The sequence below is a fragment of the Streptomyces sp. NPDC015171 genome, assembly GCF_043079545.1.
In the GTDB taxonomy this organism is placed as follows: Bacteria; Actinomycetota; Actinomycetes; order Streptomycetales; family Streptomycetaceae; genus Streptomyces.
Genome location: NZ_JBIBUO010000001.1, coordinates 88,222 through 114,374 on the forward strand (window position 1 = coordinate 88,222; position 26,153 = coordinate 114,374).

Sequence of the window (26,153 nt, forward strand, 5' to 3'; positions counted from 1 at the left end):
TGCGTACGGGTCTTACGCGGCGGCGAGCTTCGCCGCCGAGTCGGCGTCGACGCAGGCCTGGATCACCGCGTCGAGGTCACCGTCCAGGACCTGGTCCAGGTTGTACGCCTTGAAGCCGACGCGGTGGTCCGAGAGACGGTTCTCCGGGAAGTTGTAGGTGCGGATCTTCTCGGAGCGGTCGACGGTGCGGACCTGGCTGCGGCGCGCGTCGGCCGCCTCCCTCTCCGCCTCCTCCTGCGCCGCGGCGAGCAGCCTGGAGCGCAGGATACGCAGTGCCTGCTCCTTGTTCTGCAGCTGGCTCTTCTCGTTCTGGCAGGAGGCGACGACTCCGGTCGGCAGGTGCGTGATGCGCACGGCGGAGTCGGTGGTGTTGACGGACTGGCCGCCCGGTCCCGAGGAGCGGTAGACGTCGATGCGGAGGTCGTTCTGGTTGATCTCGACGTCGACCTCCTCCGCCTCCGGCGTGACGAGGACGCCGGCCGCCGAGGTGTGGATGCGGCCCTGCGACTCGGTGGCCGGCACGCGCTGCACGCGGTGCACACCGCCCTCGTACTTCAGCCGCGCCCAGACGCCCTGGCCGGGCTCGGTGGCGCCCTGGCCGCCCTTGGTCTTCACGGCGACCTGGACGTCCTTGTAGCCGCCGAGCTCGGACTCGGTCGCGTCGATGATCTCGGTCTTCCAGCCGACGCGCTCCGCGTAGCGCAGGTACATCCGCAGCAGGTCGCCGGCGAACAGCGCCGACTCGTCGCCGCCCGCGCCCGCCTTGATCTCCAGAATGACGTCCTTGTCGTCGCTGGGGTCGCGCGGGACGAGCAGCAGGCGCAGCTTCTCGGTCAGCTCCTCGCGCTGCTTCTCCAGGTCCTTCACCTCGGCGGCGAAGTCGGGATCGTCGGCCGCGAACTCGCGGGCGGTCTCGATGTCGTCGCCGGTCTGCTTCCAGGAACGGTACGTGGCGACGATCGGGGTCAGCTCGGCGTAGCGCTTGTTCAGCTTGCGCGCGTTGGCCTGGTCGGCGTGGACCGACGGGTCGGCGAGCTTCTTCTCCAGATCGGCGTGTTCGACGACGAGTTCGTCGACGGCCTCGAACATCTTGGGCTCCTGTACTGCGGTGAAGGGGAAGGGCGGGCGACCAAAAACGCCGGTCCCGGGCACACCCCCGCGAGGGCGTGGCCGTGGACCGGCGAAATGGGGCTCGCTACTTCTTGGAGCCGGCGGCCTTGCCGAAGCGGGCCTCGAAGCGGGCCACACGGCCACCGGTGTCGAGGATCTTCTGCTTGCCCGTGTAGAACGGGTGGCACTCGGAGCAGACCTCGGCCCGGATGGCGCCGGACTCGATGGTGCTACGGGTGGTGAACGACGCGCCACAGGTGCAGCTGACCTGCGTCTCGACGTACTCGGGGTGGATGTCGCGCTTCAAGGTGTCTCCTAGGTTCGGGAGGGCGCCGGGTCGCTGTCGCGGAGTGCGCAAGCGTGAACCGGAGCCGACGTACCAGTCTGCCAGGACTGGGGCCATCCACCCAAACCGGGGGTGCGGTTGTTCTATTCCTGCGGGTGAGCGCCCCTGGCGGGGCCTGCGGGTGAGCGCCCCTGGCGGGTCAGCTCACCACGCCCTTGGCCTCGCCGGTGGCGGTGCCCTCGGTCGCCGACCTCGGGATCGGCCGGTCGGCCTTCAGGGCGTCCCAGACCAGCTGGGCCTTGGCCTTCTCCAGCAGGACCCGGTTGGGGTTGGCCGGGTCGTAGGCGACGGGCATCGTGACCATCTTCATGTGGGACGAGCTGATGCCCTTGAGGCCGCCGGCGAAGTCCATCAGGGAGTTGACCGAGCCGAGGTCGGAGTCGGTGGTGACGGCCTTGGTCGCGGTGTCGGCGAGGTCGTACAGCTTCTTGGGGTTCGTGAAGACGCCGACGTGCTTGACCTGGTCGATCAGCGCCTTGATGAACGCCTGCTGGAGCTGGATGCGGCCGAGGTCGGAGCCGTCGCCCACGCCGTGCCGGGTACGGACGAGGCCGAGGGCCTGCTCGCCGTCGAGGTTGTGCTTGCCGGCCTTGAGGTCCAGATGGCTCTGCGGGTCGCGGATGCTCTTGGTGGTCGTGACGTCGACCCCGCCGAGGTCGTCGATGAGCTTCTGGAAGCCCTCGAAGTCGACTTCCAGGTAGTGGTCCATTCGGATGCCGCTGATGGACTCGACGGTCTTCACCGCGCAGGCCGCGCCCCCGGTGGAGTACGACTCGTTGAACATCACCCCGGAGGCGGCGGGGTGCTCGGTGCCCTGGGTGTCGGTGCACTGGGGGCGGTCGACGAGGGTGTCCCGGGGGATGGAGACCACGCTGGCCTTCTTGTGGCCCTCGTACACGTGGACGATCATCGCCGTGTCGGAGCGGGCGCTGCCGTCGTCCGTGCCGCCGCCCAGCTTCTTGTTCTTGCCGGAGCGGGTGTCCGAGCCGAGGACCAGGATGTTCTCGGAACCGTTGTCGACCTTCGTGGGCCGGTCGGCGCCGAGGGCCTGGTTGATGTCGACGCTGTGGATGTTGCCGTTGAGCTTGAAGTACACGAAGCCGGCGCCGGCCCCGCCCAGGACGACCACGCCCGCGGCCGTCCAGGCGGTCGCGCGCAACGCCTTGCGCCCCGTGCTGGGCGCCTTGCGCCGGCGCCCCTTGCTCCGGCGGCGGGGCCCGGTCGTGCCCGGCTCGGTTATGACGGGCTCCGGCGTGCTCTCGGCGGCCACATCGCTCCTAGGTCTCGGCGGTCGAATACCCCCTGCTGTCAGGGTCGGACGCGGTTGTCACCGCTCCATCGTCGCTCCGCCTGGTCAGACGGAGAAACTCGGGAAAGGGTTGCACAACGCACAGTGCCCCTCGCGTACGGCGATGGACACGCTGCGTAGTCGGCCGCTCCTGGTGTACCGCGCTCACCTGCGCATTCGACCCCACAGCTCGTCTGTCCGCCGCCCGGCGCCCACCGGGACCCTTGTGGCAAAGATCTCGAACAGGACACGGCCGGACCCCGGGTGGCGGGCCACGTGCCCGCCCAGCGCAAAGGCCGCCCCCGGTCACGGGAGCGGCCTCTGCCACGGCGGTGCGGGCGACGTCAGTCGTTGCCCGGCGTCGGCGTCGTCTTCTGGATCTGCATCAGGAACTCGACGTTCGACTTGGTCTGCTTCATCTTGTCGAGAAGCAGCTCGATCGCCTGCTGCTGGTCCAGCGCGTGCAGCACCCGGCGGAGCTTCCAGACGACGGCCAGCTCCTCGTTGCCGAGCAGGATCTCTTCCTTGCGGGTGCCGGACGCGTCCACGTCCACCGCCGGGAAGATGCGCTTGTCGGCGAGCTTCCGGTCGAGCTTGAGCTCCATGTTGCCGGTGCCCTTGAACTCCTCGAAGATCACCTCGTCCATGCGGGAGCCGGTGTCGACGAGAGCCGTGGCCAGGATGGTCAGCGAGCCGCCGTCCTCGATGTTGCGCGCCGCACCGAAGAACCGCTTCGGCGGGTAGAGCGCGGTCGAGTCGACACCACCGGACAGGATGCGGCCGGAGGCCGGCGCGGCCAGGTTGTAGGCACGGCCGAGACGCGTGATCGAGTCGAGCAGCACGACCACGTCGTGGCCCAGCTCCACCAGGCGCTTGGCGCGCTCGATGGCCAGCTCGGCGACCGTGGTGTGGTCCTCGGCCGGACGGTCGAAGGTCGAGGAGATGACCTCGCCCTTGACCGACCGCTGCATGTCGGTGACCTCTTCCGGACGCTCGTCGACCAGGACGACCATCAGGTGGCACTCGGGGTTGTTGTGGGTGATCGCGTTGGCGATCGCCTGCATGATCATGGTCTTGCCGGTCTTCGGCGGGGCCACGATCAGACCGCGCTGGCCCTTACCGATCGGCGACACGAGGTCGATGATGCGGGTGGTCAGCACGCCCGGGTCGGTCTCCAGACGGAGCCGGTCCTGCGGGTAGAGCGGGGTCAGCTTGTTGAACTCCGGGCGGCCACGGCCGTGTTCGGGGGCCATGCCGTTGACGGAGTCCAGGCGGACGAGTGCGTTGAACTTCTCGCGGCGCTCGCCCTCCTTCGGCTGGCGGACCGCACCGGTGACGTGGTCGCCCTTGCGCAGACCGTTCTTGCGGACCTGGGCGAGGGAGACGTACACGTCGTTCGGGCCGGGCAGGTAGCCGGAGGTCCGGATGAACGCGTAGTTGTCGAGGATGTCCAGGATGCCCGCGACCGGGATCAGGACGTCGTCCTCGCCGACCTGCGGCTCGGCGATCTCGTCGCGGCCGCGACGGCCACGGCGGTCGCGGTAGCGGCCCCGGCGGCCACGACGGCCGCCATCGAAGTCGTCCCCGTCCTCGTCAGGGCGCTGCTGGCGGTCCGGCCGGCCGCCGCCCTGCTGCTGGCCCTGCGACTGACGCTGCTGGCCGCCCTGCTGCTCGTCGCCCTTGTTGCGGCGGTCGCGGTCGCGGTCACGGTCGCGCTCGCGGTCCCGGCCGCGCTCACGGCGGTCACGGCGGCCACGGCCCTCGCCGTCGGCGTCGCCCTTGGCCTCGCCCTGCTGCGACTGCTGGGCCTGCGTCTCGGCCTTGGTCTCGCCCTTGGCGTCCGCGGCGACGGTCTCGGCACCGCTCGCGGCCGGGCTGCCCGCGTCGGCGGTGGCACGGCGACGGCGGCGCTCGGTCGGAGCCTCGTCACCGGCGGCCTCGCGGCCCCGCTCGACCTGGGAGTTGCCGCCGCCCGGCTGGCCGGGGATCTCGATCTGCTGCTGGGCCACGGCCTTCTCGGCGGGCGCCTCGGCGGTCTTCTCCGCCTTCTTCGCCGTGTCCTCGCCGGTGCGGGCCTTGGAGGTGGCCCGGCGCTTCGGCTTGGACTCGGTGGCGTCCCCGGCGGGGGCGGACGCTGCCTTGGGGGCGGCGCCCCCGGCGGCCTGCGCCTCCTTGATGACCTCGATCAGCTGGCTCTTGCGCATCCGCGCGGTGCCCCTGATCCCGAGGCCCGAGGCGACCTGCTGCAGCTCGGCCAGCACCATGCCCTCGAGGCCGGTACCACGGCGCCGCCGGGAGCCGGCACCGGTGGCAGGCGCGGAGGCGTCCGTGGCGGGCGCGGCAGCGGTCTCCTCGACACGTGCGCCCATCAGATCGGTGGTGTCGCTCACGAAGGGTCCTTCCCTGGAGCGGACGTCGGCCTGTCTGGCTCGGCGACCGGTTGTGCTGTCCGGCTACGGTCCTGTCTTCTGCGAACCGTGCCGGGGCGGTGGTCCGCCAAAGCGGCGGAAGAAAATGTGCGGTGATGGCGCTTCCGCGAGTCGTGGCACCTGGTGTCACGTGGCGTGGGAGCACCGATTCCGGAGCGTGCCCGGCGGCCCGCTCAGCGTTCGCATACGACGTACTGCCCAGGTACGGCGCAAGGAACACGGAGTGGCGCGGGAGACTCCCGGAGGAATGTCTGTCCCGGACGGGGACACGAGGCACCTCGCCATGGTGGGGTCGGGTGCAGACTTGAGATTAACACTACCGGATCCAACAAACATTCCCCCTCTCCAAATCCGGCAACCGTGTGTCAGGTCGCAAGCGGCAGCACGCTCGCTCCCTGCACGTCCAGGCTCAGCCGGTTGGCGGCCCAGTCGGTGCCGGCAAGGGCTTCGACCTTGTCGGCGGTCCCCGCGTCGGCGAGGGCCATGACGGTGGGACCGGCGCCCGAGATGACGGCCGGGATGCCGTCGGCGCGCAGCCGCTCGACCAGCGCGGCGCTCTCCGGCATGGCCGGGGCGCGGTACTCCTGGTGGAGGCGGTCCTCGGTGGCGGGCAGCAGCAGCTCGGGGCGCCTGGTCAGGGCCTCGACGAGCAGGGCGGCGCGGCCCGCGTTGGCGGCGGCGTCGACGTGCGGCACGGTGCGCGGGAGCAGACCGCGCGCGGTCTCGGTGAGGACCGGCTTCCCGGGCACGAAAACCACCGGAACGATGGAATGGTTCGGCTCCATCCTGATGGCGCGGGCGGCGCCTGCCTCCATCCAGGACAGGGTGAAACCGCCGAGCAGACAGGCGGCCACGTTGTCCGGATGGCCCTCGATCTCGGTGGCCAGCTCCAGCAGCGCCGCGTCGTCCAGACGGGTCTCGCCGCCTATGGTCACGGCGCGGGCGGCGACGATGCCGGCGCAGATGGCCGCGGAGGAGGAACCCAGGCCCCGGCCGTGCGGAATGCGGTTCGCGCACACGATCTCCAGGCCGCGGGGCTGTCCGCCCAGCAGATCGAAGGCGGTGCGCAGGGAACGGACGAGGAGATGACTCTCGTCCCGCGGCAGGGTCTCGCTGCCCTCACCCGCGATGTCGATGTGCAGCCCGGAGTCGGCCACCCGGACGACCACGTCGTCGTACAGCCCCAGCGCGAGGCCCAGGGCGTCGAAACCCGGGCCGATGTTGGCGCTGGTGGCGGGCGTGCGCACCCGGACGGCGGCGGCGCGGAAGGCTGGACCGGCCATCGCTCGAAGACTCTCCTTGAGCTGCGTGATCTGTCGGGTGACGTGCGACGGGGTCGACGGCCACCCGGTGGACATCCGATGACGTACGAAGGACCCGTGGGGCCGCGGAGACGGCGCGGCGCCGTGCCATACGCGCGGGCATATGCGGTAGGCGGGTTCAGTACAGCCTATCGAAGGAAGGTTCTGTGGCGACATAGGGCGCACAGGAGGCGCACGATGCGTGTCGCAGGCCCCCTGTGCACCCTGTCAGGGACTTCCCGGATCCCGGGGCGCTCAGGCGAGGCCGAGGCGCTCGGCCGCGGTGGCCGCGTCGACCGGGACGGTGACCGGCTGCGGAGCGCCGGCGACGGCCCAGTCGGGGTCCTTCAGGCCGTTGCCGGTGACCGTGCACACGATGCGCTGGCCCGGGTCGACCTTGCCCTGTTCGGCCGCCTTGAGCAGACCGGCCACGGAGGCGGCGGAGGCGGGCTCCACGAAGACGCCCTCCTGCGCGGCCAACAGCCGGTAGGCGCGCAGGATTTCACGGTCCGTCACCTCGTCGATGGCACCGCCGGACTCGTCCCGCGCGGCCAGCGCGTACTGCCAGGAGGCGGGGTTGCCGATGCGGATGGCGGTGGCGATGGTCGACGGGTCCTTGACCACCTCGCCGCGCACGATCGGGGCGCTGCCGGACGCCTGGTACCCCCACATGCGGGGCGTCCTCGTGGAGATGCCGTCGGCGGCGTACTCCTTGTAGCCCCTCCAGTAGGCGGTGATGTTGCCCGCGTTGCCGACCGGGAGGACGTGGATGTCGGGCGCGTCGCCGAGCATGTCGACGATCTCGAAGGCGGCCGTCTTCTGCCCCTCGATGCGCACCGGGTTGACCGAATTCACGAGCGCCACGGGGTAGTTCTCGCTCAGTTCCCGGGCGAGGGTGAGGCAGTCGTCGAAGTTGCCGTCGACCTGGAGGATCTTCGCGCCGTGCACGAGGGCCTGGCCCATCTTGCCGAGGGCGATCTTGCCCTGCGGCACGAGCACGGCGGAGACCATGCCCGCGCGTACGGCGTAGGCGGCGGCGGACGCGGAGGTGTTGCCGGTCGACGCGCAGATGACCGCCTTCGCCCCCTCCTCCTTCGCCTTGCTGATGGCCATGGTCATGCCGCGGTCCTTGAAGGATCCGGTGGGATTGGCGCCCTCCACCTTGAGGTGGACCTCGCAGCCCGTGCGCTCGGAGAGCACCTGTGCGGGCACGAGAGGCGTTCCGCCCTCGCGGAGCGTCACGACCGGCGTGGTGTCGGACACCGGAAGCCTGTCCCGGTACTCCTCGATGATTCCGCGCCACTGGTGGGTCATTGCTGGTTACTCTCCTTCAACCCGCATGATGCTGGCGACACCCCGCACGGTGTCGAGCTTGCGCAGTGCCTCGACGGTCCCGGAGAGGGAGGCGTCCGAGGCCCGGTGGGTGACGACGACGAGGGAGGCCTCGCCGTCCTTGCCCTGCTGCCGAACGGTGTCGATCGACACCCCGTGCTCGGCGAAGACGGTCGCGACCTGGGCGAGCACGCCCGGCTTGTCCGCGACGTCGAGGCTGATGTGGTAGCGCGTGACGACCTCGCCCATCGGGGAGACGGTCAGGTCGGCGTAGGCGGACTCGCCGGGCCCGGTGGCGCCGCCCAGCCGGTTGCGGCAGACGGCGACGAGGTCGCCGAGGACGGCGGAGGCGGTCGGCGAGCCGCCGGCGCCCGGGCCGTAGAACATGAGCTGTCCGGCGGCGTCGCTCTCCACGAAGACGGCGTTGTACGCGCCGCGCACGGAGGCCAGCGGATGGGTCAGCGGGATCATGGCGGGGTGCACCCGCGCCGTGACGGACTGCCCGTCCGCGGCCCGCTCGCAGATGGCGAGCAGCTTGATGGTGCAGCCCATCTCCTTGGCGGAGCGGAAGTCGGCGGCGGTGACCTCGGTCATGCCCTCGCGGTAGACGTCGTCGAGGCGCACGCGCGTGTGGAAGGCGATCCCGGCGAGGATGGCGGCCTTGGCGGCGGCGTCGAAGCCCTCGACGTCGGCGGTCGGGTCGGCCTCCGCGTACCCGAGGGCGGTGGCCTCGTCGAGGGCCTCCTGGTACCCCGCCCCCGAGTTGTCCATCTTGTCGAGGATGAAGTTGGTGGTGCCGTTGACGATGCCCAGCACCCGGTTCACCTTGTCGCCGGCGAGGGACTCGCGCAGCGGCCGGATCAGCGGGATGGCGCCGGCGACGGCGGCCTCGTAGTAGAGGTCCTTGCCGTGCTCACCGGCGGCGGCGTGCAGGGCGGCACCGTCCTGGGCGAGCAGCGCCTTGTTCGCGGAGACGACGGAGGCGCCGTGCGCGAAGGCGGTGGTGATGAGCGTCCGGGCGGGCTCGATCCCCCCGATCACCTCGACGACGACGTCGATGTCCCCGCGTTTGACGAGGGCGGTCGCGTCGGTGGTGACGAGTGCCGGATCGATGCCCTCGCGTACCTTGCCGGGACGCCGCACGGCCACGCCGGCAAGCTCCACCGGGGCCCCGATCCGGGCGGCGAGGTCGTCGGCGTGCGTCGTCATGATGCGCGCCACCTCTGAGCCGACCACTCCACAGCCCAGCAGCGCCACCTTCAGCGGACGCGTACGCATCATCCGACCTCGTTTCCTCATACCGTCTACGGTTGGACCAGTCTCACTCACCGGACGGGAGTTTCTACCCTTCGTCCGGATCGTGAGACATCTATTTCATTTGTACGGGGGTGGCCGACCGGAGATCTTCCACCCCCGAGTCTGGGGGGCGGGCAGGTCACCCGACGTCGAGACGGAGGAGGTCCTCCTCGGTCTCCCGCCGGACGATCACCCGGGCCTCGCCGTCGCGCACGGCGACGACGGGCGGCCTGAGCACATGGTTGTAGTTGCTGGCCATGGACCGGCAGTACGCGCCCGTGGCCGGTACGGCGATCAGGTCGCCCGGCGCCAGGTCGGCCGGCAGGAACGCGTCCTTGACCACGATGTCCCCGCTCTCGCAGTGCTTGCCGACGACCCGGGCGAGCATGGGCGCGGCGTCGCTGGTCCGGGACACGAGAGCGACGCTGTACTCGGCGTCGTAGAGCGCGGTCCTGATGTTGTCCGACATGCCGCCGTCGACGGAGACGTAGGTGCGCAGGCCGTCGAGCGGCTTGACCGTGCCGACCTCGTACAGGGTGAAGGCGGTGGGCCCGACGATGGCCCGGCCGGGCTCGACGGAGATCCGCGGCGTCCGCAGCCGCGCGCTCTCGCACTCCCGCGTGACGATCTCGGTGAGCGCCTTGGCGATCTCGTGCGGCTCGCGGGGGTCGTCGTCGCTGGTGTAGGCGATCCCCAGGCCGCCGCCGAGGTCGATCTCGGGCAGCTCGACACCGTGCTCGTCCCGGATGTCCTTCAGCAGCCCGACCACCCGGTGGGCGGCGACCTCGAACCCGGACATGTCGAAGATCTGCGACCCGATGTGCGAGTGGATCCCGATCACCTCCAGCCCGTCGAGCTGCAGGGCCCGCCGCACGGCCTCGGCGGCCTGCCCGCCGGCGAGCGGGATCCCGAACTTCTGGTCCTCGTGGGCGGTGGCGATGAACTCGTGCGTGTGCGCCTCCACACCCACGGTGATCCGGATCTGGACCCGCTGCCGCTTCCCGAGCGACTGCGCCGCATGGGCGACCCGCACGATCTCCTGGAAGGAGTCGAGGACGATCCGCCCGACGCCCTCGCTGACGGCCCGGTGGATCTCCTCGGCGGACTTGTTGTTGCCGTGGAAGGCGATGCGCTCGGCGGGCATGCCGGCGCTCAGCGCGGTGGCCAGCTCACCGCCCGAGCACACGTCCAGGTTGAGCCCCTCCTCGTTCAGCCACCGCACGACGGCGCGGGAGAGGAAGGCCTTGCCCGCGTAGAAGACGTCGGCGTCCGGACCGAACGCGGTACGCCAGGCACGCGCGCGGGCCCGGAAGTCGGCCTCGTCGAGGATGTAGGCCGGGGTCCCGAACTCCTCGGCGAGCCGGGTGACCTCGATACCGCCGACGGTCACGGCACCGTCGGCGTCGCGCGTGACGGTCTGCGCCCAGACCTTGGGGTCCAGGGCGTTCAGGTCGGCGGGCGGTGCCGAGTAGTGCCCCTCGGGCAGGACATCGGCGTGGCGGGGCCCGGCGGGGTGGGCGGAACGGCTCATGACGTGGACTCTCAGACTCTCTGTCTCTCTCCGGGGCGCATCGCTCTCGGGGCGCCTCAGAGATGTTCGGGTGCGTCGATGCCGAGCAGGGACAGGCCGCCGGCCAGCACCGTCCCAGCGGCTTCGGCGAGGGCCAGCCGGGCACGGTGGGCGGCCGAGGGTTTCTCCTCACCGACGGGAAGCACGAAAGGCAGCAGGGTCAGCACGGCATCGGCGACGGTGACGAGATGCCGGGCGACCCGGTCCGGGGCACGGTGGATGGCGGCCGCGGCGAGGATGCGGGGGTGGTCGGCGAGGGGGGTGAGAAGGGGGCTCGGGGACGGACCGACGGCACCGGGCTCGCCGGCGGCGGCGTCGAGGGGCCCGGGCTCGGCGGTGAATCCCAGGCGGGCGGCGTTGCGGCTGAGGGAGCGGACGCGGGCGTGGGCGTACCGGACGCGGAAGAGGGGGTTGCCCTCGCGCTGGACCAGATGATCGGCGGTGATCCTGGGCCGGTCGTGCGGGGCGGGGTGGAGCAGCGACCACCGGGCGGCGTCGGGCCCGAGCGGGGCGGGGTCCTCCGGCGCGGGCACGGGCCGCAGATTGACGGGCTCGCCGTGCTCGACGGTGGCCCGCCCGCCCTGGGTCCCGACGATCCGTACGACGGCGTCGGCGACGACCTCGGCCCGCACTTCGTACGGCACGCGCAGCGCGACGACCTGACCGGCCAGGGCGTCCCCGTGCCCGTACCGGGCGCCGCGCTCCCGGATCTCCCGCACGAGCCCGGCGACAGGATCGGCTTCGCCGTCGAGGCTGATGTTGAGGAACCCGGGCCCGGTGACGACGACGTCCCGGATCCCGGCGGCATCCGCGAGACGGTCCCGCAGGATCTCGGCCACCCGCAGCGGCGGCTGCCCCGCCGGCCGCGCGAGCCGCAGCGCGACGTTGGTCGCGAAGTCCCCGCACCCCCCGGGCCCCGGCTCGGTCACCACGACCCGCTCGGGCACGGTCACACTCAGCTCCCCGTCATCGACAGCACGACGCACCGCGTGCAACACGGTGCGGGACAGCTCGACGGGGGTCACGGGACAAGCGTAGGGGAGGCGGGGGGTGGGGACGCTAACTGGTTGGGGGTGACGCGGGGGGTGGGCACGCGAACTGGTTGGGGGTGACGCGGGGGGGTGCTCGGGGGCGGGGCGTTTGGAGTGGGGGCGGGGGGGCTCGGGGGTGCGGGCGTTCGTTAAGGGGCGGGGCGGGGGCGCGGGGAGGGACTGGTACGTGCGGGGGCTGCCGTCCCGGCGGGGGGCGGCGTGCGGTCCGAGGGAGGCTCCGGCTGCGGGGGACGCTGGCCGTGGAGACGGGCGGATATGCGGTGAGGAGACGGACGCTCGGGGCGGGACCGCTGGCTGTGGTGGGTGGGTTATGCGGTGCGGCGAGAGACGCCGTCATGAGGGGAGACAGGCGAAGCAGATGAAGCAGGCGAGACGGGCGAGACGCCATGACCGGGGGAAACCTCGTCACCATCGGCCTCCCCGTCACCACCCCCGCCGGGTTCTCGGCCACCGTCTCCCCCGCGGCCGCCCCCACCCCCTTGCCCACCCCGTCCTCCGTGCTCGCCCTGCCCGCTCCGGCGCTCCATGAGGCCCATGACGAGCCGCACCAGCTCGGCGGGTTCGAAGGGCTTGGCGAGAAAGGCGTCCACGCCGACGTCGAGCCCGGTCTCGACCTCGTACTGCGTGCAGGCGCTGATGATGGCGAGCGGCAGATCGCGCGTACGAGGATCGGCCCGGAGCCTGGCGGCGGTGCGCAGCCCGTCGAGCCGGGGCATGACGACGTCGAGCGTCACGACGTCGGGCCGCACCTGATGCACCACTTCCAGGCACTCGACACCATCGGCCGCGGTCACGACCTCTAGCCCTTCCAGCTCGAGGTTGACCCTGATCAGCTGCCGGATGACCTTGTTGTCGTCCACAACAAGCACCCGACCCGAAGCGCCTGGCACACGTCGAGAGTAGGTCCGGACCGGCCACCGCGTCCGGGTTTTCCCTACTTCCACCCCCTACCGGGGACCCGCCCACCCTCACCCGGGGAAACGGGTTCCTGATCACCCCGCCGGACCTGCTAATGTTCTACCCGTCGCCGCGAGCGAGAAGCTCAGCGCCCGACACGCCCCCGTAGCTCAGGGGATAGAGCAACGGCCTCCGGAGCCGTGTGCGCAGGTTCGAATCCTGCCGGGGGCACTTCGTATGGAGTGTCTGAAGACCCCGCCGACAGCGTGTTCGCTGCGGACGGGGTCTTCGCGTATGTGCAGGTGCTTGCCGCGCAGGGCGGCCGTATGTCGGGCTGTGGACGGGATCTAGAAGCACCGCCGCAGGTCGTTCCCCCTTCCGGCGCTCGGCTTGGCTTGCCGTGGTGGCAGGGCAACGGGCGCGGCCCCAGCCGTACAGCCTGCTGTGCCCGACTGCTTGGATCGCTGACATGACGGACTGGTCCCGGCTCCACCACGCCTACGGCTCGGCAGAAGACATTCCCGGCTTGCTCAACGCGGTGAGCCCGGCAGCAAATGATCCAGGCTGGACCGCCCTTTGGTCCCGACTGTGCCATCAGGGCACCGTCTACTCGGCAAGCCACGCGGCCCTGCCGGTTCTGCGCGACATGGCACGCCGATGGTCACCCGGGGACAGGCAGATGCCACTCGTGCTGGCCGGCGCCATCGCGGCCAGCACTGATCAGCCATACGGCGAGCAAGATCCCCACATTGCCTACGCCTCGGAGATGGCCGACCTGGCGCAACTGACAGAGGAAGCCCTTCGAGATCCGACTCTCGGCGACGACCCTGGCACTTACGTCTACTTGCTGGCCGCGCTCATCAGCTTCGAGGGGGTCGAGATCTGGGGCGAGCAGCTCGACGGGCTGAACGACGAGGAATACGAGGTGCCCTGCCCTTTTTGCGGCACGGAGAACTTCATCGTCCTCGGCGAGTACGGCTTCTTCTCGACCGCGGACAGCATGTACATGGATGAGACTGCGGTAAAGAAGATGCCGTTGCAGCCCGCAGACGCCTCAGCTCTGCAGGGGCTGGCCCGAAGACTCCACAGTCGCGCGCTCGCCGACGGCCAGAGCGGTGTCGCGCATAAGTTGACCTACGTTTTCGGCACAGCACAGTGCGCGGAGTGCGATGCGCTCTTCAGCGTCGCGGAAGCCATCACCACCCGCTGGGACGCCTGAACCACGCGCCTTGCCAAGGCGTACCGAATCAGGCCTTGCTCCAAGCCTGCCTATGGCGGGCCACGCTGTACACCTGCTCCACCTGGTCCGCCATGAGTACGCCTGAGAGTGGGGCGAGGGAGGCCACTTGGCGTTCCTCGTACACCCGGACATCGAGCTGCGAAGCGACCACCTTCAGCTCGGTGACGCCGACGAAGACGAGCACCGGCTGGACCCGTACGGGAAAGTCGCAGTAGCGCTCAAGCACTCGGACCACTCGATTGGCCTCCGCCCGGCTCTTGCGTACGTAGGGCGCCGGTTTCCCGTGATCGACTTTCACGGAATCGTCCCCGACCCATACGGCCTTCTTGTGGTGGTGTTTCGTGTTGATGCTGAACACCCCGCCAGGACCGATCAGCAAGTGATCGACATCCACTTTGCCGGACAAGGGGACCCCGCCAGTCCCTTGCGCCAGGAGTCCCATTCCGTCGGTCGCCGCAGAAGCCGTGCGACGAGTCGCTCGATCAGTCCCGGGCCGGCTTCGTCAAGCAGGTCGCGCAGGGACTGCCCGGGAGGGTTGACGGCCAGGTCGTCGGCCGGCGTCAGGGGCGGGAGCATGGGACGGGCCTCGGCCTCGGGTGTCCTGTCCGGCCAGAGCGTCGCGGTGAGGTTCTGTAAGTGCCTTGTCAGGGCGGCGGTTACGTCGTCGCGGTGCTCGGTTCGTAATACCGTGATGCCCCCGGTCCTGACGTCCGCCCACCCGACCGCGGTGCCATCAGGCAGGTTGGCGTACAGGCGGTCGTGCCCGTACTTCCTCCAGCGCGTGACGTGCAGCTCCACGAGGCCCCCCTGTGCTCAAACGGGAGGGGGCCACAAGACCGCAGGGCGAGGGGCGGGACTGCGGGGCAGTTCGGCCGGCCGCTCGCAGGGCGGCCGAAGTGAAGCGTGCGCGCTGGATTGTTGGCTCCGATCCTGGTACATGACCTTGTCATGACCATGAATACGATTGAACTGCACAGTATCAATCGTTGGGAGGCGTCCTTCCTGCGCAAGGAGGTGGGCGGCTACTTCAGCCACGGCGTCGCGTGCGCGCCGGGCGCGACGGTGCTCGACGTGGGTGCCAACATCGGCGTGTTCTCGGCGGCCGTCTATGAGCGGCTCGACGGGGACGTGCGGATCTACGCCTTCGAGCCGGTTCCGCCACTCCACGCGACGCTCGAACGCAATGCCCGCGAATTCTTCGACGGACGTCTGACCGCGCTCCCTTACGGCCTGGCGTCCCGTGACGACGAGCTCGATTTCAGCTATGTCCCGGCCGCCACGATCTTCTCGTCCTCCTCGCGGGATCAAGGGAACATCGAGGCCGAGCGGCGGCGGGTCACCGCCAGCGTCGTCGAAATGATCCGCCGGGGCGGCCTCGGGCCGGTCCTGCGCCGCGTACCCGCTCCCCTCCTCGCCCTTCTCGTCAGCCGCAAGCTGCGGGCGATGCTGCGGCTCGAGACGCACCGGGTGAAGGTCAGGCCCCTGTCATCCGTGCTCGACGAGCAGGGTATCGACCACATCGACCTGCTCAAGGTCGATGTGGAAGGCGCCGAACTCGATGTGCTCAGAGGCATCGAGGAACGGCATTGGCCGCTGGTCCGCCAGGCCGTGGTCGAAGTGGAGCGCTGGCAGCAGAACCGCGACACGGTCTGCGAGGTCCTCCTCGCGCACGGCTTCACGGTCAGCACCGAGCAGGACCCGGTGCAGCAGGCCGGCGACATCGGCATGGTGTTCGCGGTCAGGCCCTGACCGCCGGCCGGACAGGGCTCGCGAATGACGGCCCTGTGCCGTCCGGCACTGTCGTCGGCCGGCCAGGTCTTTGGGGACGGGATCTCAAACAGGATTTCAAAAGCAGGCGGATTTCCGGGATTCCGTCAGGCAGATCGGCGGGTGATTCAGTGTATGAATGGGCTTCATTCTGCTGTTTCCGGATAGATTCTCGGCTTGCCCCGGGTCGAATCAGGGATACGCTGGTCTGGTGCCCATCATCGGCTCGCGCGGCGGCTGTGTTCCACGCCTTCCGCCTGATCCTCGCCGTTCTCCGGCGCGGAGGTGCCGAGTTCGCCTTGTACGTCGAGGAAGTGGAAGCACATGAGCGGCTCTGGGATCCTGACATCAGGACGGGTCGGGCTGGCGCTCGGAGCGGCGGTGATTTCCGCCGTGACCGTGGTGCCTGCTCACGCAGCGGACGGTATCGGCAGGGCGCCGGGGAGTCAGCAGAAGCCGACCGTGGTGCTCGTGCACGGAGCGTTCGCCGACGCGTCGAGCTGGAACGCGGTGGTGCAGCGTCTGCAGGGGGACGGCTACCAGGTCATCGCCCCGGCCAACACGCTGCGCGGCATACCCCAGGACTCGACCTACCTGAACAGTCTGCTGAAGACCATCAAGGGGCCCGTCGTCCTCGTCGGGCACTCCTACGGCGGCGAGGTGATCTCGCAGGCGGCCGCCGGGCTCGACAACGTCAAGGCACTTGTCTACGTCAACGCGCTCATGCCGGACAAGGGCGAGTCGTTCACCAGCCTCTCCGGCAAGTTCCCGGCCGCTCCGCTCGCCAAGGCGCTCAAGCAGGTGCCGTTCCGCAACGGCGACGGCGGCACCGGCACGGACCTGTACATCCAGGCCGACAAGCTCCGCTCGGTCTTCGCCCAGGACCTCCCGCAGCAGCAGACGTCCGTCATGGCGTCGACGCAGCGCCCGATCGCGCAGTCCGCGTTCACCGACAAGCTCACCGCGGCGGCCTGGCGGGACAAGCCGGTCTACATGGTCGTGGGCAAGCAGGACCGGGCCATCAACCCGAGTCTGGAACGGTACGAGGCCAAGCGGGCCCACGCGCGCAAGACGGTGGAGATCGACGCCTCGCACGTGTCCATGATCTCCCACCCGCAGGTGGTCACGGATCTCATCGTGAGCGCGGCCCGCGGCGGCTCCGGCCAGCAGTGACCGCACCGCGTCGCGTCTGCCGTGGCGCCGTCGCCCCACAGTCCCGTCGCCCCGTAGTCCCCGTCGTCCCGTCGCCCCGTAGTCCCCGTCGTCCCGTCGCCCCGTAGTCCCCGTCGTCCCGTCGCCCCGTAGTCCCCGTCGTCCCGTCGTCCCGTCGCCGGGATCCAGCGGGGCGTCGGAAAACCGGTGGAGCGGCGCGGTCGTGCTTCAGTACCGTGCCGTCGGACCGAGTCGTCTGACCGAGGACGTGCCGTTGTACACCCTGTGAGACCTCCCGAGCGATGAATCGTCGCGCGTCGCGCATAGGCGCCGCGCTCCTTTTTGCTGCGGATTTCTCACTGGAACCGGTGTACATCTGTGCTCAATACCTGGGTGGTCGTACCCACCTGCCTTCCGCTCGTTCTCCGGCGCTGCCACACGTGCGCTTCCGAGCGTTTCCGGGCGAACGGCAAGTTTCGCGTCAACGCCAACCACAAGCTCATCGACGCCTGGCTCCTCGCGCTCTGTACCGGCTGCGGGGAGACGGCGAAGTTCACGGTCCTGGAGCGGATGAACGTGCGCTCCGTACGGCCCGGACTGCTGGACCGGATGCATGACAACGACCCTGGCCTGGCAGCCGAGTTGCTCCAGGATCCGGTCGTGCGGCGCCGTAATCGCATCGCCCTCGACTGGGACGGCGCCTGGCGCCTCGACACCGGCGGACCGGGTCACCTGGACCGCGAGGTGATCGACGTATCGGTCCGCTTCGCGGCGCGGATCCCCGTCCGGCCGGTGCGGCTGATCGCCGAAGGCTGCGGTCTTTCGCGGGCCGAGGTCGAGAGGCTGATCGCGGAGGGGAGACTCGTCTCGGCCGTCCGGCTGAGCGGGAAACTCTCCGGTGGCTTCACCTTCACGCTCAAACGCTGAGGGCTCCTCGGGGGCGGGGGCCTGTCCGGCGCCACCCGCCGGACAGGCCCCCGCCCCCGCCACAGCGACAGCGACAGCGACAGCCACAGCTCGTCCGGGGCGGCTCCTCGTCCACGGCTCTTCGCAGGCCGCCGGGGTCACCGGGCAGCCGGGCACTTCTCCCCGTTGCGGACCACGTTGAACCGGACGTCCTGGTCGATCGTCTCGCCGGGGGCGGGCACCGTGGTGCAGACGCGCCAGTCGTTCTCGTTGTCCGTGCCTCGGTGCTTGCCCGTCGCGTCGACCGCGGTGACCTCTCCGGTCAGGGCCGCCATCTGATCCATCGCGTCCATGAGTCCGCGTCCGCCGTAGCCGGGCATCTCGTCGCCCGGCATGGCCAGGTAGCCGTCCGTCGAGGAGGGGCAGGACTCGCCCTTCTTGACGACCTGGAAGACCACGAGGGTCTCCGGGTCCGCCTCGCCGGCCTTGGGATTCTGGGAGCACACACGCCAGTTGCGGTCCCAGAGCCGGGCCCGGCCCCGGCCGGTAGCGTCCTCGGAGCTGAGGTTGGTGAAACCGGCGCTCTGTGCCTCGTCCTGGGCCGCCTGGAGCTGCGAACCGGTCATGTTCGGCAGCTTCTTGGCGGACGAGCACGCGCCGGCCGCCGCCACGAGCAGTGTCGCGGCCGCTGCGGCGTACGCGGTGGTGCGAGCACGTCGGCTCGTCGTCATGCCCCCCCATGATCTTGATCCGTGCAAGAGCGTGATCTTAGCGTCCGGTCGCGCGGCCGGCCCCTGTGACCGGAGGCCGCCCGGTCGCCCGCGCCCACGCCCGCGCCCGCAGCGGTCAGTCCTGGTCCGGCGGGGTCCATGCCGTCACGAGGTCCAGCAGGCCCGGGAAGCGGGCGTTCAGGTCGGCGACGCGCACCTGGCTGCGGCGTTCGAGGCCGTACTGGCGCTGGCGGGTGATGCCCGCCTCCCGCAGCGCCCGGAAGTGGTGGGTGAGCGAGGACTTGGGGCGGTCAAGGCCGAACCAGCCGCAGGTGTGGTCGTACGCCTCCGACTCCAGGAGCAGTTTGCGGACGATCCGCAGCCGCAGGGGGTCGCTGAGCGCGCCGAGCACCGTTTCGAGACGGAGGTCGCGGACGGCCGGTTCGGGCAGCGGGTCGGGCACGCCCGGCGGTTCCGGCAGCACCTTGATCGCCCCGGCCGGCCGAGGCCGAGTCCGGGTCCGTTCGCTCCGCTCCGCGGTCATCTGCGGCTCCCTCTCCCCGACTTCCTGTACGACTCCGATCGTACTACGTGTTAGGTTCGATCGAACTCGTACAAGTACGAGTCAAGTCGTACTGCCGGTGCTCGGGGAGGACTGTGTCATGACGGAGACGACGGGCGACGTGCGCGCCGCGGGGGTCGCGGGAGCCGCGGGGGCCGCGGGCGGCGACGGGAGCGGTGATGCGCCCCTGCGCTGGGTCTGGCTCGCCGCGTGGCCCGTGACAGCGGTGTTCGTGCTGTCCAACGCGGCCACCCCGCTCTATGTGCTGTGGCAGCGGGAGATGGGGTTCAGCAAGGGCACGCTGACCGTGGTGTTCGCCTGCTACATCGCCGGGCTGCTCGGCTCCCTGCTGGTCTGCGGTGTCGTCTCCGACCGGCTCGGCCGCAAGCCCGTGCTGCTGCCCGCGCTGGGGCTCGCGCTGGTGGCCTGCCTGGTCTTCGCCACCGCCGGCGGGGTGGCCGCGCTGGTCGTCGCCCGGCTGTGCACCGGTGTCGCGGTCGGGGCCGTGGTCTCGGCGGGGATGGCCGCGGTGACGGACGTGGCCGGTCCCGGCCGCCGCCGGCTCGCGGCGCTGCTCGCCTCCTGCGCGATGGTGTTCGGCGCCGGCCTCGGGCCGCTGCTCGCGGGTGTGCTGTCGGAGACGCTGCCCGGGCCCACGGTCACCGTGTTCGCGGTGGAGGCGGTGCTGCTGGCCACGGCGGTCGTGGTGGTGCTCCGGATGCCGGTACGGCGGCCCGGCCGGGCCGGCGCGGGTGCCGGGACCTGGGTACGGGTGCCGGGGGTGCCGCGCGGCGCCGGACGGCAGCTCGCCCTGGGCGTCGCCGTGTTCGCGCCCGGCATCACCGCCACGTCCTTCGTGCTGTCCCTCGGCCCCTCGCTGCTGTCGGGCCTGCTGGGCACCGACAGCCGGATCGTCTCCGGGGCGCTGGCGTTCGCGATGTTCCTCAGCGCGACGGGGGTGCAGTTCGCGGTACGCCGACTGCGCCGCCGTACGGTCCTGGTGACCGGTGCCGCCGCCACCGCTCTCGGCATGCTCGCGCTCGTCACCGCCGTGCACGCCGGGTCGGTCCCGGCGCTGGCCGCGGCGGTGCTGCTGGCGGGGGCGGGGCAGGGCCTGGGGCAGCTGGGCGGTCTGTCCCTGCTGAACTCCACGGTGCCGGGGGCGCGGCTCGCCGAGGCCAACGCGGCGCTCAGCGTGGGCGGTTACCTGCCCGCCGGCCTTCTTCCGGTCACCGCCGGGTACCTGACCGACGCGGTGGGGCTGACCACCGGCACGACGGCCTTCGGCGTCACGCTGGCCGTCCTGGCCGTCTGCGGGGGCGGTCTGGCCGTGGCGGCTCGGGGGCGGGTGGGGTGACCCAGGGGTGAGGTGGAGGGGGAGGGGGAGGGGGAGGTGAACGGGGTGCTTGCCCCGCCGGCGGGGGGCGACCTGAAGCGCCGCGCCCCTCTACCCCGTCAAGCCGACCGCTTGCGCGAAGCCGTCTTCTTCGCCGGCGCCTTCTTCGCCGTGCTCTTCGCCGTGCTCTTCGCCGCCGACGTCTTCTTCGCCCCCTGCGTCGCCTTGGAGGTTGACTTCCTCGCCGACGCCGTCTTCTTGGCGGCGGTCTTCTTCGCCGTGGACGTCGACTTCTTGCCGCCCGTCTGCTTGGGCGCGGTCTGCCGTCGGGGCAGGGGTCTGACCTCGGCCCCGCCGCCGGCGGGCTCGGCGCGCGACTCCCGTGCCGCCCGTACGCTGCTCTCCAGCGCGGCCATCAGGTCGAGCACCTTGCCGCCTGCGGCGGGCTCCGGAGCCTCGGGCAGGACGCCGCCCGATGCCTTCGCGGCGATGACCTCCTCCAGGGCCTCCCGGTACTCGTCGTGCAGGTCCGCCAGGTCGACCTCGCCGAGGGTGTCCATCAGGGCGTCCGCCAGGTCGAGTTCCTGGTCGCGGATGGTGACGTCGACGTCCGGGGCGACACCCTCCGGCGCGCGGACCTCGTCCGGCCACAGCAGGCCGTGCATGGCGATGGCCTCGCCGACCACGCGCAGCATGCCGAGGCGCTCCCGGCCGCGCAGCGCGTACTTGGCGATGGCGACCTTGTTGCTGCGCTTGAGGGCCTCGCGCAGCAGCGTGTACGGCTTGGCCGCGGGGGCGCCGCCGGCCGCCAGGTAGTAGGCGGCGTCCATCTGGAGCGGGTCGATCCGGTCGGCCGGCACGAAGGCGACGATCTCGATGGTGCGGGCGGTGGGCAGGGGGAGATGGGAGAGGTCCTCGTCGGTGATCGGGATGATCGTGCCGTCGGCGTCCTCGTACCCCTTGCCGATCTCGGCCTGGCCGACCTCGCGGTCCTCCACCTCGCACACCTTGCGGTAGCGGATGCGGCCGTTGTCCTCGGTGTGGATCTGCCGGAAGGAGATCGAGTGGCTCTCCGTGGCGTTCACCAGCTTGATCGGGATGCTGACGAGGCCGAAGGAGATGGCGCCGTTCCATATCGATCGCACGTGCCGCACCCTTCCTTTCCCGATTTATCCGGTTCATCTGGGATTGTCATCCTATGACGCCTATCACTGAGGTGGAGGGGCGCCGGGTCGCGCTCAGCAATCTGGAGAAGGTGCTGTATCCGGAGACGGGCTTCACCAAAGGGGAGCTGCTGCACTACTACGCGACCACCGCCGCCGCCCTGCTGCCGCACCTGCGCGACCGGGCGGTGTCCTTCCTGCGCTATCCGGACGGTCCCACGGGGCAGCGGTTCTTCACCAAGAACGTGCCGCCGGGTACGCCCGAGTGGGTCACCACCGCCGAGGTGCCGCGGTCGTCGGCGGACAGCCCGGCCCGGATGGTGGTGGTGCAGGATCTGCCGAGCCTGGTCTGGGCGGCGAACCTGGTCGCCGAGTTCCATACGCACCAGTGGCTGGTGGGGCGCCCGGAGGAGGCGGACCGGCTGGTCTTCGACCTCGATCCGGGGCCGCCGGCGACCGTGGTGGACTGCTGCGAGGTCGCCCTGTGGCTGCGCGAGCGGCTGGCGGCGGACGGGATCGCGGCGTACCCGAAGACCGCCGGGTCGAAGGGGCTGCACCTGCTGGCGGCGGTGCGCGGGAGTTCGTCCGAGCGGGCGTCCGAGTACGCGAAGGCGCTGGCGGTGGAGGCCGAGCGGGCGCTGCCCCGGCTGGTGGTGCACCGGATGACCAAGAGCCTGCGGCCGGGCAAGGTGTTCGTCGACTGGAGCCAGAACGCGGGCCGCAAGACCACGGCCACCCCGTACACCGTGCGCGCCCGCCGCGCCCCGCTGGTGTCCGCGCCGGTGACCTGGGACGAGGTCGCCGGCTGCCGGAGCCCGGGGCAGCTGGAGTTCCTGGCCGGCGACATCGCCCAGCGGCTGGCGGACCTCGGCGAGCTGATGGCACCCCTGACGGATCCGGCCGAGGCCGTGCCGCTGCCCTGACCCGCGCCCGCCGCCGGGTCCGCGGTCCCGGACCGCAGGTCGCAGGTCGCAGACCACGGGTCGCAGGCCGCAGGCCGCAGACCACGGGTCGCAGGCCGCAGACCGCAGACCACGGGTCGCAGGCCGCAGACCGCAGACCACGGGTCGCAGGCCGCAGACCACGGGTCGCAGGCCGCAGACCGCAGACCCCAGACCGCAGACCCCAGACCGCTACACCCTCCCCCAGGTGTTCCGGTCCCGCGCCATCCCGTGCAGCGCCTCCACGTCGGCCGGTTTGAGCACCCCGCCCAGCCGGGCCAGGCCCGCCAGCTCGGTGTCCGCCAGGATCCGCACCCCGCGCGGCTCGGCCGTCACGGTCACCTCGGCCGGGCCGAGCAGGGCCAGCAGCGGGCGGACCTCGGCGGTCAGGGCGTAGGAGGCGCGGTCGGCGTCCGCGCGCAGCCGGCGCAGCAGCGGCTCGGCCTCGCGGCGGCCCAGGGTGACCATCGGACCGGCGACGAGGACCCGGGTCTTGCGGGCGTACAGGGCGTGCACGGCGAACAGGCCGCCGGGGCCGATCAGCAGATGGTGGACGCGGTCGCCGCCGGGCAGCGGGACGGAGTGCAGGGTGTGCCAGCCCGCGCCCTCCAGCCCGTCCAGTGCCCCGCCGACGGTCTGCTCGGCGGCCAGTGCGCGCCGGCGCGGGTCGGGGCGCAGCCGGCGGGCGGGGCCCGGGTCGCGTTCGAGGGCGACGAGCAGGGCCTCGCCGGGGCGGTTGGGGGCCAGGTCGTCGTCCGGGTGCAGGGTGAGCCGGGCGAGTTCCGCCGGAGTCGGGACCGGTGGCGGGCCCACGGTCACCGGGCCGGTGAGGAAGGGTTTCAGGGTGTCGAGCACGTCCTGTCCGCTGTCCTCGGCGAGCAGATTGACCCGGCCCGTCTCACGGTCGTACCAGGCGACGTTGCTGCCGTCCTCACGGCAGACGTACAGCCGCTCCCGGCCGTGCCGGAAGGCCGGCACCACGCGCAGTCCGCTCATGCGCCATCACCCCCCGACCATGGGAACAGGCGGGGTGCTCCCGGGGCAAGACCGGTTACCGTGGAGGGCGGCCCCGTGCGGGGGGAGTTGGGGAGGCGCCGTTGCGGACCCGCGGAAAGCAGCCCGACGTACCGGCTCCGGAGAGCCCGTGGAGCGAGATCGTGCCCGGCCTGTGGATGGGCGGGCACGAGTTCCGGGCCCGTTCGGGCCGGCTGGAGTTCGCGGTCGTGCGGGACGAGTTCGATGTCGTGCAGTCCCTGCTGCGGCTGCCGGGGTACGGCCCCGATCCGGGGGTGGAGCACCATGTGTGGCCGATTCCGGACGGTCCGCTGGACGGGACGCAGCTCGCGGGGGTGATCCGGCTGGCGCGCGCGGCGAACGAGGCGCGGGAGGCCGGCCGCCGGGTGCTGGTGCGCTGCTACCACGGGTACAACCGCTCGGGGCTGGTGATCGCGCACGCGCTGGTCCAGCGGGGTGACTCGGCGGACCGGGCGATCCAGCTGGTCCGGGCCGGGCGCGGGGCGTGGGCGCTGCACAACGAGCTGTTCGTGGAGTACCTGCGGGCGGGCCTGACGACCGCGCGGCTGCTGGAGGAGCTGGCCGAGTAGCCTCTCTCCCAGCACGCGGGTCCGATACGCAAAACGGACTTTCGTCATGAATTAATAACACTTGCCTACGAAATCACCGATTAAGGTGTACGGGGCCCCGCCCGACCCCGACCCCAGGAGCACCGTGCCAGCCCCTCGCCCCGTGCGCGCCGCCCTCGCCGTGGCCGCCGTCGCCGTGCTGTCGGCCACGGCGACGGCGTGCGGGGACACCGGCGGACTGCGCGCCGCAGGGTCGACCCCGACGGCCGTGAGCCCCGCCAAGCTCTGGCCGAACCTGAGGCCCGCCTCCAGCCCGGCCTACCCCTACGACGTGTCGACCCGGGAGACCGTCAAGGGCATCACGGTCCCCGGCGACGACATCCGGAAGGTGGATCCGGTCGCGGTCGTCGAGGCGGAGCTGGCGGCGCACCCCGACGACTACGGCCCCAAGGGCCCGTACCACGGGACCGTCGACCGGATGGCGCAGTGCCGGCCGGGCGGGGACCGGGCCCGGTGTCCGCTGCTGAAGCCGTACTACCGGGACCTCACCGGGGACGGCAGGGCGGATCTGACGCTCGGCTTCCGGCTGTACCCGACCAATCAGACGGCGGTGCGGGTGTACACCGTCGAGGGGCACAGGCTGGTGCAGGTGCTGGCCGACAACGACGCGCTGACCGGGGTGGAGCTGGCCGGCCGGGCGCTGATCGAGCGCTCGCCCGCCGACATCTCCGGCTACGAGTACCGCACCACCTGGGTGTGGGACCCGGACCAGCGCGCGATGGTCTTCTCCCGCGACGAGTACCTGCACGTCGGCGACGGCCGGCACAGCAAGACGCCGTCTCCCTCCACCGCGCCGTCCCCCTCGACCGCGCCGTCCCCTTCTACGACGCCGTCCGCCTCGCCCTCGTCCGCCGAGAGCGCGCGATGAGGCTCACGCTGCCGCACTGGGCCGGAGCCCTCGCCGTCAAGGCCGCCGCGTTCATCACGGTGATGTGCTGCGCGCTGGCCGCGCTGCTCGGCGTCCTGGTGCACGTCTCGGTGACCGACCAGACCGTCGGCCAGGCGCGCGACCTCGCGCTGTCCCGGCTCGCGGACGCCACCGAGGCGTACGAGTCCGGGGACACGCCGCCGGCCGGCGCCGGGGTGGACCCGGCGGGGCTGCCGGAGCCGCTGCGGACGCTGGCGGCGGCCGGGAAGCGCGGCACGATGGTGGCCGCGCACCGGGGGCGACCGACCATGTGGGCGGCGGGCCCGGTGGCCGGGCACCGGGCGCTCGCCGTGGAGGTCGACTACTCGCAGCAGTCCCGCACCATCGCCGGGCTCGACCAGTCGATCGTGTGGTCGTCGGGGCTGGCGATCGGGGCGACCGTGCTGGTCGGCGTGTTCGCGACGACCCGGGTGACCCGCCGGCTGCACGGCACGGCGCAGGTGGCCCGGCGGATCACCGCGGGCGACCTGGACGCCCGGGTGCACGACGCCCGCACCAAGGATCCGACCCGCCCGCAGGACGAGGTCGCGACGGTGGCCGCCGCCCTGGACTCGATGGCCGCCTCGCTGCAGAGCAAGCTGCTGAGCGAGCAGCGGTTCACCGCGGACGTGGCGCACGAGCTGCGCACCCCGCTCACCGGACTGCACGCGGCGGCCGAGCTGCTGCCGCCGGGCCGGCCGACGGAGCTGGTGCGGGACCGGGTGGCGGCGCTGCGCACGCTCACCGAGGACCTGCTGGAGATCTCCCGGCTCGACACCGGGCGGGAGCGCCTGGAGGTGGACACCGAGGAGCTGGCGGCGCTGGCCGCGCGGGTGGTGCGGGGCTCGGGCACCGGCACCGAGGTGCGCGTCCTGCGGGACGTCCGGGTGGAGACCGACCGGCGGCGCCTTGAGCGGGTGCTGGGCAATCTGGTGGCCAACGCGCACAAGCACGGGACGCCTCCGGTGGTGCTGACCGTGGACGGCCCCGTGGTGACCGTGCGGGACCACGGGGGCGGGTATCCGGAGTACCTCCTCGCGCACGGTCCGCAGCGGTTCCGCACCGAGGGCGGCTCCAAGGGGCACGGGCTCGGGCTGACCATCGCGCTGGGGCAGGCGGAGGTGCTGGGGGCGCGGCTCTCGTTCGGCAACGCGGCGGACGGGGGCGCGGTGGCCACGCTGACGCTGCCCATGGCCGACTAGCGC

At 71.4% G+C, this 26,153-nt stretch carries 25 protein-coding genes and 1 tRNA gene; 10 read left to right on the forward strand and 16 right to left on the reverse strand.

The window, feature by feature from the left end:
• Positions 1 to 12 precede the first annotated feature (12 nt).
• From prfA to ACF073_RS00475, 10 genes are all read right to left on the reverse strand, one after another.
• Positions 13 to 1,089, reverse strand: a complete 1,077-nt coding sequence (gene prfA / locus ACF073_RS00430; protein WP_392065441.1) for a peptide chain release factor 1 — start codon at positions 1,087 to 1,089, stop codon at positions 13 to 15.
• A gap of 106 nt (positions 1,090 to 1,195) precedes the next feature.
• Positions 1,196 to 1,417: a 50S ribosomal protein L31 gene (rpmE, locus tag ACF073_RS00435; protein ID WP_161291551.1), complete on the reverse strand. Its 222-nt coding sequence runs from the start codon at positions 1,415 to 1,417 to the stop codon at positions 1,196 to 1,198.
• 178 nt (positions 1,418 to 1,595) lie between these two features.
• Positions 1,596 to 2,726 carry an LCP family protein gene (locus ACF073_RS00440; RefSeq protein ID WP_392065442.1) on the reverse strand — a complete coding sequence of 377 codons (1,131 nt, stop codon included), beginning with the start codon at positions 2,724 to 2,726 and terminating at the stop codon, positions 1,596 to 1,598.
• 362 nt (positions 2,727 to 3,088) lie between these two features.
• On the reverse strand, positions 3,089 to 5,134 hold the full coding sequence (gene rho, locus ACF073_RS00445) for a transcription termination factor Rho (RefSeq protein WP_392065444.1): 2,046 nt from the start codon (positions 5,132 to 5,134) through the stop codon (positions 3,089 to 3,091).
• Between the two features lie 404 nt (positions 5,135 to 5,538).
• On the reverse strand, positions 5,539 to 6,456 hold the full coding sequence (gene thrB, locus ACF073_RS00450; RefSeq protein ID WP_392065446.1) for a homoserine kinase: 918 nt from the start codon (positions 6,454 to 6,456) through the stop codon (positions 5,539 to 5,541).
• Between the two features lie 273 nt (positions 6,457 to 6,729).
• Positions 6,730 to 7,788, reverse strand: coding sequence for a threonine synthase (gene thrC / locus ACF073_RS00455; RefSeq protein ID WP_392065448.1), 1,059 nt, complete (start codon positions 7,786 to 7,788; stop codon positions 6,730 to 6,732).
• Between the two features lie 6 nt (positions 7,789 to 7,794).
• Positions 7,795 to 9,087: a homoserine dehydrogenase gene (locus tag ACF073_RS00460; protein WP_392065450.1), complete on the reverse strand. Its 1,293-nt coding sequence runs from the start codon at positions 9,085 to 9,087 to the stop codon at positions 7,795 to 7,797.
• A gap of 154 nt (positions 9,088 to 9,241) precedes the next feature.
• Positions 9,242 to 10,633: a diaminopimelate decarboxylase gene (gene lysA, locus ACF073_RS00465; protein ID WP_392065452.1), complete on the reverse strand. Its 1,392-nt coding sequence runs from the start codon at positions 10,631 to 10,633 to the stop codon at positions 9,242 to 9,244.
• A 56-nt stretch (positions 10,634 to 10,689) separates the two neighbouring features.
• The gene (nrtL, locus tag ACF073_RS00470; protein ID WP_392065453.1) at positions 10,690 to 11,697 is read right to left on the reverse strand and encodes an ArgS-related anticodon-binding protein NrtL; all 1,008 of its coding nucleotides are present in this window, start codon (positions 11,695 to 11,697) and stop codon (positions 10,690 to 10,692) included.
• A 335-nt stretch (positions 11,698 to 12,032) separates the two neighbouring features.
• A complete protein-coding gene (locus ACF073_RS00475) occupies positions 12,033 to 12,614 on the reverse strand; it encodes a response regulator (protein WP_392065455.1) in 582 nt (193 codons plus the stop codon).
• A 166-nt stretch (positions 12,615 to 12,780) separates the two neighbouring features.
• Between ACF073_RS00475 and ACF073_RS00480 the strand changes: the two genes are divergently transcribed.
• A tRNA-Arg gene (locus ACF073_RS00480) sits at positions 12,781 to 12,852 on the forward strand.
• A 238-nt stretch (positions 12,853 to 13,090) separates the two neighbouring features.
• A complete protein-coding gene (locus tag ACF073_RS00485; RefSeq protein WP_392065457.1) occupies positions 13,091 to 13,840 on the forward strand; it encodes a hypothetical protein in 750 nt (249 codons plus the stop codon).
• Between the two features lie 28 nt (positions 13,841 to 13,868).
• Here ACF073_RS00485 and ACF073_RS00490 read toward each other — a convergent pair whose 3' ends face one another.
• Positions 13,869 to 14,303: a nuclease-related domain-containing protein gene (locus ACF073_RS00490; RefSeq protein ID WP_392065459.1), complete on the reverse strand. Its 435-nt coding sequence runs from the start codon at positions 14,301 to 14,303 to the stop codon at positions 13,869 to 13,871.
• On the reverse strand, positions 14,234 to 14,659 hold the full coding sequence (locus ACF073_RS00495) for a hypothetical protein (protein WP_392065461.1): 426 nt from the start codon (positions 14,657 to 14,659) through the stop codon (positions 14,234 to 14,236). Before ACF073_RS00495 ends, ACF073_RS00490 begins: the two co-directional genes overlap by 70 nt.
• Before the next feature lie 150 nt (positions 14,660 to 14,809).
• Here ACF073_RS00495 and ACF073_RS00500 point away from each other — a divergent pair, with 150 nt between their 5' ends.
• From ACF073_RS00500 to ACF073_RS00510, 3 genes are all read left to right on the forward strand, one after another.
• A complete protein-coding gene (locus ACF073_RS00500; protein ID WP_392065463.1) occupies positions 14,810 to 15,610 on the forward strand; it encodes an FkbM family methyltransferase in 801 nt (266 codons plus the stop codon).
• Between the two features lie 342 nt (positions 15,611 to 15,952).
• Positions 15,953 to 16,801 (forward strand): alpha/beta fold hydrolase, encoded by an 849-nt coding sequence (locus ACF073_RS00505; protein ID WP_392065465.1) that lies wholly within the window; start codon positions 15,953 to 15,955, stop codon positions 16,799 to 16,801.
• Positions 16,802 to 17,158: 357 nt separating this feature from the next.
• Positions 17,159 to 17,707, forward strand: coding sequence for a DUF1062 domain-containing protein (locus ACF073_RS00510; RefSeq protein ID WP_392065467.1), 549 nt, complete (start codon positions 17,159 to 17,161; stop codon positions 17,705 to 17,707).
• A gap of 137 nt (positions 17,708 to 17,844) precedes the next feature.
• Here ACF073_RS00510 and ACF073_RS00515 read toward each other — a convergent pair whose 3' ends face one another.
• Both ACF073_RS00515 and ACF073_RS00520 read right to left on the reverse strand, forming a co-directional pair.
• Positions 17,845 to 18,417, reverse strand: a complete 573-nt coding sequence (locus tag ACF073_RS00515; RefSeq protein ID WP_392065469.1) for a hypothetical protein — start codon at positions 18,415 to 18,417, stop codon at positions 17,845 to 17,847.
• 115 nt (positions 18,418 to 18,532) lie between these two features.
• Positions 18,533 to 18,940 carry an ArsR/SmtB family transcription factor gene (locus ACF073_RS00520; protein ID WP_392065471.1) on the reverse strand — a complete coding sequence of 136 codons (408 nt, stop codon included), beginning with the start codon at positions 18,938 to 18,940 and terminating at the stop codon, positions 18,533 to 18,535.
• Between the two features lie 118 nt (positions 18,941 to 19,058).
• On the opposite strand from ACF073_RS00520, the gene ACF073_RS00525 reads away from it, so the two are divergent.
• The gene (locus tag ACF073_RS00525) at positions 19,059 to 20,315 is read left to right on the forward strand and encodes an MFS transporter (protein WP_392065473.1); all 1,257 of its coding nucleotides are present in this window, start codon (positions 19,059 to 19,061) and stop codon (positions 20,313 to 20,315) included.
• A 98-nt stretch (positions 20,316 to 20,413) separates the two neighbouring features.
• On the opposite strand, the gene ACF073_RS00530 is transcribed toward ACF073_RS00525, so the two are convergent.
• Positions 20,414 to 21,439 (reverse strand): Ku protein, encoded by a 1,026-nt coding sequence (locus ACF073_RS00530; RefSeq protein ID WP_392065475.1) that lies wholly within the window; start codon positions 21,437 to 21,439, stop codon positions 20,414 to 20,416.
• Between the two features lie 53 nt (positions 21,440 to 21,492).
• Between ACF073_RS00530 and ligD the strand changes: the two genes are divergently transcribed.
• The gene (gene ligD, locus ACF073_RS00535; RefSeq protein WP_392065477.1) at positions 21,493 to 22,380 is read left to right on the forward strand and encodes a non-homologous end-joining DNA ligase; all 888 of its coding nucleotides are present in this window, start codon (positions 21,493 to 21,495) and stop codon (positions 22,378 to 22,380) included.
• A gap of 210 nt (positions 22,381 to 22,590) precedes the next feature.
• Here the strand turns inward: ligD and ACF073_RS00540 are convergent, their stop codons facing one another.
• Positions 22,591 to 23,394, reverse strand: a complete 804-nt coding sequence (locus ACF073_RS00540; RefSeq protein ID WP_392065479.1) for a nuclease-related domain-containing protein — start codon at positions 23,392 to 23,394, stop codon at positions 22,591 to 22,593.
• A 101-nt stretch (positions 23,395 to 23,495) separates the two neighbouring features.
• Between ACF073_RS00540 and ACF073_RS00545 the strand changes: the two genes are divergently transcribed.
• From ACF073_RS00545 to ACF073_RS00555, 3 genes are all read left to right on the forward strand, one after another.
• A complete protein-coding gene (locus ACF073_RS00545; RefSeq protein ID WP_392065480.1) occupies positions 23,496 to 24,002 on the forward strand; it encodes a protein phosphatase in 507 nt (168 codons plus the stop codon).
• 124 nt (positions 24,003 to 24,126) lie between these two features.
• Positions 24,127 to 24,909 (forward strand): hypothetical protein, encoded by a 783-nt coding sequence (locus ACF073_RS00550; RefSeq protein WP_392065482.1) that lies wholly within the window; start codon positions 24,127 to 24,129, stop codon positions 24,907 to 24,909.
• Positions 24,906 to 26,150 (forward strand): ATP-binding protein, encoded by a 1,245-nt coding sequence (locus ACF073_RS00555; protein ID WP_392065485.1) that lies wholly within the window; start codon positions 24,906 to 24,908, stop codon positions 26,148 to 26,150. Before ACF073_RS00550 ends, ACF073_RS00555 begins: the two co-directional genes overlap by 4 nt.
• Positions 26,151 to 26,153 lie beyond the last annotated feature (3 nt).

Coding starts and splice junctions, on each gene's coding strand:
- ACF073_RS00500 (WP_392065463.1), top strand. CDS start 14,810: ATGACCATGAATACGATTGAACTGCACAGTATCAATCGTTGGGAGGCG.
- ACF073_RS00540 (WP_392065479.1), bottom strand. CDS start 23,394: ATGAGCGGACTGCGCGTGGTGCCGGCCTTCCGGCACGGCCGGGAGCGG.
- ACF073_RS00490 (WP_392065459.1), bottom strand. CDS start 14,303: ATGGGACTCCTGGCGCAAGGGACTGGCGGGGTCCCCTTGTCCGGCAAA.
- ACF073_RS00525 (WP_392065473.1), top strand. CDS start 19,059: ATGACGGAGACGACGGGCGACGTGCGCGCCGCGGGGGTCGCGGGAGCC.
- lysA (WP_392065452.1), bottom strand. CDS start 10,633: ATGAGCCGTTCCGCCCACCCCGCCGGGCCCCGCCACGCCGATGTCCTG.
- ACF073_RS00505 (WP_392065465.1), top strand. CDS start 15,953: ATGAGCGGCTCTGGGATCCTGACATCAGGACGGGTCGGGCTGGCGCTC.
- thrB (WP_392065446.1), bottom strand. CDS start 6,456: ATGGCCGGTCCAGCCTTCCGCGCCGCCGCCGTCCGGGTGCGCACGCCC.
- ACF073_RS00515 (WP_392065469.1), bottom strand. CDS start 18,417: ATGACGACGAGCCGACGTGCTCGCACCACCGCGTACGCCGCAGCGGCC.
- ligD (WP_392065477.1), top strand. CDS start 21,493: ATGACGCCTATCACTGAGGTGGAGGGGCGCCGGGTCGCGCTCAGCAAT.
- thrC (WP_392065448.1), bottom strand. CDS start 7,788: ATGACCCACCAGTGGCGCGGAATCATCGAGGAGTACCGGGACAGGCTT.
- ACF073_RS00520 (WP_392065471.1), bottom strand. CDS start 18,940: ATGACCGCGGAGCGGAGCGAACGGACCCGGACTCGGCCTCGGCCGGCC.
- prfA (WP_392065441.1), bottom strand. CDS start 1,089: ATGTTCGAGGCCGTCGACGAACTCGTCGTCGAACACGCCGATCTGGAG.
- ACF073_RS00460 (WP_392065450.1), bottom strand. CDS start 9,087: ATGATGCGTACGCGTCCGCTGAAGGTGGCGCTGCTGGGCTGTGGAGTG.
- ACF073_RS00485 (WP_392065457.1), top strand. CDS start 13,091: ATGACGGACTGGTCCCGGCTCCACCACGCCTACGGCTCGGCAGAAGAC.
- ACF073_RS00555 (WP_392065485.1), top strand. CDS start 24,906: ATGAGGCTCACGCTGCCGCACTGGGCCGGAGCCCTCGCCGTCAAGGCC.